Origin of the sequence: uncultured Gilvimarinus sp. (assembly GCF_963972205.1) — a bacterium.
In the GTDB taxonomy this organism is placed as follows: Bacteria; Pseudomonadota; Gammaproteobacteria; order Pseudomonadales; family Cellvibrionaceae; genus Gilvimarinus; species Gilvimarinus japonicus.
Map to the genome: position 1 here is coordinate 89,763 of NZ_CAXAUC010000013.1, position 6,400 is coordinate 96,162.

The window sequence follows — 6,400 nt, forward strand, 5'->3', positions numbered from 1 at the left end:
TTCTGGTAAGGCTGAGTGTTATTGATTTTATAATATTGACTGCCTCAGGGCGTGAGGCGGTCAACGGCACCAAGCTGCTTAGGTTAACACCCCGCGACTTGTCACTCCGCATACCACTGCGTTAATCTGTTTCGTTATTGCTGGTTCGCCCAGCCACCTGCTCCAATACTACCGAGGCGCCCGTGTTCCGCTACTTAAAGATTTTTAGCTGGTTTTTATTTACTTTTGCCATTGTGGGCATCATTGCGCTGCTGGCTGGCATGGAGCCAACAGTCACCACCGCGCGCAAAGCACTCGGTCTTATGGCTATGCAAGTGGGCGTATCCTCGCTAATACTCATCGGATTTAGACTAAACAAAGCCGAGCAACTACCTACCAAAGCACTGCTGTACGGTGGCTGGGCACTGATTATTGTGCTCGTGGTGGTGGGGCAGGTTTGGCTTAATGTTTGACGGGTTTATACCCTACTTTAAAATGGGTGAACCTCAATCACGCCCCCAGCCCGCGCGCAGGGCGTATTCGCCACCAGGTCGATAACGGTTTCAAGGCGTTCTGCCTCGATAATGTAAAAACCGGCCAGCGGTAATCCACTCTGATGCGGCCCGTCTTTAATCTCAAAATCATTGCCCCAGTGACGTACCGATGTTACCTGAGGGCGAACCGCAACCACAGTCGCACCGCCGTCTCTGATAAACTCGTCTTGCGCTAATACATCGGTTTTCTCATCATCGCTTAGTAAATTCCAACCTTCTTCGTCGCCGAATGCCAGACACAGAAACTTCACCTTTTAGCCCTCCTAGTATTGTGTATGATTAACCACAATAAATAGTCGACTAACAAGAGCGACTTTCGACACACCACCTTGTGCCGGCTTTACAATGGAAGCCTCTACGTTTGTTAGTGGCGCTAAAATGTACCAATTAATACCGATGTAATTTGCAGAAGCTCCAGAAAACTTAACGTAGGCACTTTTATTTTAGTCCTGCGTTTAACGTTTACGTTACAAAGAAGATCAAGAGGGTCAGCTCGTAAATTCTCGCCACCCCTATGATCTATACACCGAAGAATAATATCGTCCGGTGACGGCACACTAATCTTAAGTCAAGATTTGACCCATTCAGCATGACCTAGTCAGCTTATGGCTCGTTGCTCCTCGGCCAATTAAACCACAACCAACGCGGCTGCACGTGGCAGACATCTTCCGACACGACAACGTCCGTCTGGGTCTGGGAGGCAAAACCATCAAGCGTGGCGGTAACAGAATAGCTACCGGCCCGCTCGGGAGCGCCGTAAAAATAACAGCCGCCCGGCCCGTAGTAACCTGTTTTTGGTTGCAGTACCTCCGAGTATTCACCATCAGTGGCGACCACCTGGGCGGCGCAGGCGTCGATGCTTTCATCATCCACCCAGAGGTCAATGTTTAAGCCGTAGCGGATCTCCTCGGTACAGGCGATAGGCTCGCCACCGATGGGGCCCTGAGGGGCATCGGCAGCCCCCCAACCGCTAAACCAAACCTGATTGTCGTGGGCGTAGTAAACCGCCTCATCATGCAACAATCCGCGCCTGACACCGCCACTGTAATCGTACTGGTTATTACCCGCCGTCTCGGCGATCAGTGTGCCCTTATCAATCATGGCACCGTCCGGCCCATCCAGCCCCGTCAACGACAACATCTGCAGGCCGCTGTACTGCCATACGTTGGGTTCGCTATTCACACTCACCGGAAACGACACGCGCATATCACCATCACCCACGGGCAAAAAATTAAGCGCGCGTAAGTCGTGTAAGGCATCACTGTGGCTGCCCCGCTCACCGATTAACATCTCGCCCACCAACTCAGGTGTACCCGCGTCCACTTTCACCAGCTGGGCCTTAATACCTTTTGTCCACCCGGCCTGGTTATCGGCATCCTGCCCCAGGGTAAACAGGTAGTTATCGTTAAGCGGATGAATGTAAGTCGCAAAACCCGGCACCTCTAACTCACCGCTGATTTTAGGGTCGGCGCTGTCGGACAAATCCAGTACATAGAGCGGATCAACCCGTTCAAAAGTCACCACATAAGCGGTGGCCCCCGCAAAACGCACCGCATAAATATCTTCACCCGGCTTACCAATGGGATCGAGGCGGGCGCTGTTGGGCAACTCAGCCACTGTGTCAAAACCCGAGCCCGACAGGCGCAAAATACTAAGGTGGTGCGAGGGCTGATTCCAGTCGCCCCGAGTCGTCACCACCCTTAAGTCGCCGTTGTATTCGTTTACCCGGTACGGGGCATCGCCGTTAATATGGCCCAGCACACTGGTGGTAGCACGGTAACTGGCGCCGCTATCGGTGAGATCAAACTTGTGAATAACAGTGCGCGATTCGCTCTCGCGCCAGTCATTAGAGGTTAGGTAGAGTGCGTTGGGGCTCATGGTCATGGAGTTAACGCCAGTACTCAAGCACTCACTGGACACCACTTGTCGGGCGGTTAAATCAATGGCGGTGATATTCACCAAGGAATAATAACCGTGCTCGGGCTGGGTATCGCTCGGGGCGTAACAATCGTCGCTTAACGGAGCCGCCATATCGCCCTGACGATATTGCGGTAACAGTTCGGCAAGCTCGATACCGCTTAACGCGGCCTCGTTGTCGCTGCGAGCTTGCCCATCAAGCTCCTCAAACTGCAAAGATGTCAACCAGGGGTCATAGCGGGTAATCACGTAAAGGGTATCGCCCACCCGGCGGCTGTCAATTAACGTGCCGTCTAAAGAAATAGATGTGGCAAGTGCGGGCGTGGCGGGCTGATTGACATCGATAAACTCAATCTTAAGTTCGCTGTTCTCGGGCCCTGGCCAAATACTCATGTCCGCCGCCGAAAACTCGATGCCCCAGCCTGGGAGCACCGGCTCCATCGCCCCCCTATGGCTACGCATAGCGATCAGGTGCGAAGCGACATTATTGTCCTTTTGCAAATACAGCGAATAAGCAGGCCCCCAGGAGCTATCATCAAAACTATAGGTGCCGGCGATTGTGGCGTCAGGAATATCTGGATCGGTCGCAATGATCTGTACCCCCGGCAACTCACCATCATGGTGTTGTGGTTGATAGGCGACAAACCAGTGGCGGCCATCGTACTTGGCGACATCAGACTCGCCGACACCCTCGACGTGGACATTGGTATCCGAATAACGGTCGTTATCACCACCATTAGCGCCATCGGGCGAAGCGGAAAAATCGATATCGTCCGACTCGGCGCCACCGGCGTAATCATAACGGCTGGCTAACTGCAGGCGCAGACCATTTTTAACCAGACGCTCAAAGTCGTTACCGGATAACAGCGCCAAAGGCGCCTCACTGGGTTCGCTGGGTTTAAGCTGGGTATAATCAATTGAATTGTCAGGCACTTTAGGCTGAGGAGCACTGCTACTCGATGACGAGCCCCCACACCCACCAAGCCCTACCGCCAAAATTGCCACTAACCACTGCGCTCTCATACGTCACCTTTCCTGGTAATGTTATTGATGCTAGCAGCTTAACGCTTTTTAACGGAGATTCTGTGCTATTTTGTTAAAGGCAGGCACGCTTACGCTACCCTCGAGTTCCGGGCAGCGGTTAAATATTAAAGCTCTGGCCCCAAGATTTTTGTAAACCCTATATCTCTACAACAACTCAGCCTTATCGACCAAGACGCCGCAATACATACACGTTAAATGCCTGGCCGCCAACGGACGATGACAGGAGCGACAAGTGTGCTGCTTAACATACTTACCATCGAGTTTACCGTCACGAAGATCAATCTCCTGAATCTTGGCAAGCATCATTTTCTTGCTGATACCAATTTCATCAAGCAGCTCACAGGTAGCTTGACACACCAAAGATAAATGATCGATTTGGTCGCGAAGCTTATTGATTTCACCTACGTTATCCGTAGACCTTAAGGAAGCCCGGTCGGCATCGTCGTTCGCCTCAAAAATTTTGAAATTTTGAAATAAGTCGTATAGCGTCATACATACTCCTTGCTGATCGCCTGATCGATTACAAAAACCTCTGATACTCCAAGAGCTGAAACCAACGATTACCGCCCTACTTACCCGCCCTGACCAAGGCTTTTCGAACCGCCCGTAAAGCGTCTGCGAAAACAGCGTGCCACTGTACACCTGGCTCTTGACTCAACGAGTGCCAAAAAAACTGAAACACATGACCACCATCATCTTCACAAAAATGCTCCCACTGATTAGGCAAATCGCTGACCGTCTCCATTAGATAAATTCCCCATACAGGCTCACCCAAGCGCCGCTGCCACTCAAGCAACAATCGATCCGCCTTTAAACGTACACCCGCTTCCTCCCAAAGCTCTCGCTCGGCTGCCGACAATCCCGTTTCGCCCGGCTCTACAGTACCCTTTGCCAATTGCACTCCAGCCAAAGGGTGCCGAAACACGAGAATCTCGGTTCGGCCATCCCGGTTACGAAGTACCACTGGGCATGCTTTATCCATATTTAACCTTGCTGCGTATAATATTATATCTGCTAACGATTACTTAACTAGTTACCCTTGAACCAACCCGCATGCTTTAGAAACTGCATGAACTTCTTTAATGCTCGGGGGATAAAATGGTGTATCCAAGGCTGCCACGGCCACCGATACCCAGTCGGGGTGACTTGCACTACCGGCCCATTCGATGTTCGCCCCACATACGCCGCAAAACTTACGAACAATGTTGCCTGACGAATTGTAGGAAACTAGCTGCTCCTGACCAGACAGGTACCGAAAGTCGGATTGTGGCAAGCTTGAATATGTTGCGAAGGCAGCACCATGCTGTTTCTGGCACATCCTGCAGTGACAGCTGGAGGTCGCTTTAGGCTCTGATAAAAGCTCAAACGTTACCGCGCCACATAAGCAGCTTCCATTGTACATAGTGCCTCCTGCCAGCTCTAAAAATTAATGACATCACGAATTAGCGTTTAGAAATACCACTTCCCCAGACAACCCAGCGGAAAATATTTACAATCAAAGTTAGGTGGGCATACGACTGGCTGCAGTACACTTTTCAAATTGCTTGCCCTCAGTCGCCGGGCGGGCGAGTGACTTTTCTGTTTGGCCAGAAAAGTCACCAAAATAGGCCACCCCGGCATCTCAGCCCTAACGGGTCCCCTCGATCCAGCCGATTTTAGCGGGCCGTCTCGACAGGGCGTCCCTGCCCTGACGAGACTTGCGCGAACGTCCTGTTTGCTTACCCACTAAAATAGGCCTAAGCTCGGCTGGCTGCAGGGGATCTAAAAGCGGCACTTCGTAGCTGGGCTATCCGAAACCCTAAAGTTAAAGCTGTAATCAAACACCTGATCCTCGCCACTTGCTTGTCGCGTGAATGGCCTTGTTAACTTAATTCATGGCACACCAGAACCGGTTTTCTTTTCTGATACCCATGCCATCGTATATTGTGTCCAATGATTGACGAAATTCTTCCAGGTCATACCCAAAGTAGTTCGCCTGCCTCCAAGCAATAGCAGAAAACGCATCTGCTGCGGTCATCAGCAGCCAGCAAGCTGAACCAACTGACAGATTCTTTGATAATAGCAACGGCTTCGATTCGTCCGTGGCTTTAAACGCCACGGAAATCATCGCCGATGGATGCGAATGTGCAACGGAAGATAGGATACGGTAACCGGATTCATTAAAGAGGTTATCTCGAATGCACTCGGTTGACGAGGGTAGCGTCGTTGCAACACCTAAAATTCTCCCTTTCTTATCGGTTTTTCTTCGAATCCAAGTCTCCGCGCGTCCGCCGTTACCTTCTGAATCCGTTCTTTAGCATGTCGGACTCCATTTTCATCACCCATAGAGCCAGCCGCCTTTTTTTGATGTAACAATCCACCGTATCGAAAGGCCAGGCTTCGAGCGATTCTATCTCGGCCCCCTATATCAGGATCCATAAGCCAGCAACCATATGCGGCTGGTTCTAGAGCACCTCGGACCGAGGTCCAAGGAGAAACTGTTAGGAGAGGGGGCTCAAGGAGTCGAGAGACGGCGAAGGCGTGATCACCTGCTGACTCTGCTAATAAGCTCGCCTGTGAGCAAACGGTCTGTACCTCTTCAGCATACTCATCAACCTGCATTTCAATACTAGCGACAGACCCTTCTTGCGGATAGTTACCGCTTGCATTTACAAGATGGCCCACTCCCTCAAGCAGCGACTTGATGCCGAATTGAAGCTTATCAAAATGCTCTGTAGTGATTTCCACTGTTTCACCTTGGAAACTTAACGCCAAGTTAACCGGCACAGTAACCGGGAGCGTAGTGTTGCGCTAAAATGCACGTAGTGCATGCGCAAAAACGAAGCGGAGGTTACTGTGTCCGCGTTGAACTTTTTGTGTACGCCCAGCATGGGCATGAACTAATGGGGTGAAAGTCCCCTGTAGGA

Annotated in this window: 7 protein-coding genes; 1 reads left to right on the plus strand and 6 read right to left on the minus strand. The window is 51.3% G+C overall.

From position 1 onward, the window contains the following. The first annotated feature begins 182 nt into the window (after positions 1 to 182). Positions 183 to 452 carry a hypothetical protein gene (locus AACY82_RS15545; RefSeq protein ID WP_339617753.1) on the plus strand — a complete coding sequence of 90 codons (270 nt, stop codon included), beginning with the start codon at positions 183 to 185 and terminating at the stop codon, positions 450 to 452. 17 nt (positions 453 to 469) lie between these two features. On the opposite strand, the gene AACY82_RS15550 is transcribed toward AACY82_RS15545, so the two are convergent. The 6 genes from AACY82_RS15550 to AACY82_RS15575 form a co-directional block, all read right to left on the minus strand. Next, on the minus strand, positions 470 to 784 hold the full coding sequence (locus AACY82_RS15550; protein ID WP_339617754.1) for a YciI family protein: 315 nt from the start codon (positions 782 to 784) through the stop codon (positions 470 to 472). 352 nt (positions 785 to 1,136) lie between these two features. Continuing rightward, positions 1,137 to 3,473, minus strand: coding sequence for a beta-propeller domain-containing protein (locus AACY82_RS15555; protein ID WP_339617755.1), 2,337 nt, complete (start codon positions 3,471 to 3,473; stop codon positions 1,137 to 1,139). A 165-nt stretch (positions 3,474 to 3,638) separates the two neighbouring features. Beyond that, positions 3,639 to 3,986, minus strand: a complete 348-nt coding sequence (locus tag AACY82_RS15560) for a hypothetical protein (RefSeq protein ID WP_339617756.1) — start codon at positions 3,984 to 3,986, stop codon at positions 3,639 to 3,641. A gap of 76 nt (positions 3,987 to 4,062) precedes the next feature. Next, the gene (locus AACY82_RS15565; RefSeq protein WP_339617757.1) at positions 4,063 to 4,476 is read right to left on the minus strand and encodes an NUDIX domain-containing protein; all 414 of its coding nucleotides are present in this window, start codon (positions 4,474 to 4,476) and stop codon (positions 4,063 to 4,065) included. 885 nt (positions 4,477 to 5,361) lie between these two features. Continuing rightward, positions 5,362 to 5,592 carry a hypothetical protein gene (locus AACY82_RS15570; RefSeq protein WP_339617758.1) on the minus strand — a complete coding sequence of 77 codons (231 nt, stop codon included), beginning with the start codon at positions 5,590 to 5,592 and terminating at the stop codon, positions 5,362 to 5,364. 116 nt (positions 5,593 to 5,708) lie between these two features. Next, positions 5,709 to 6,221, minus strand: coding sequence for a hypothetical protein (locus AACY82_RS15575; protein WP_339617759.1), 513 nt, complete (start codon positions 6,219 to 6,221; stop codon positions 5,709 to 5,711). Positions 6,222 to 6,400: the final 179 nt, after the last annotated feature.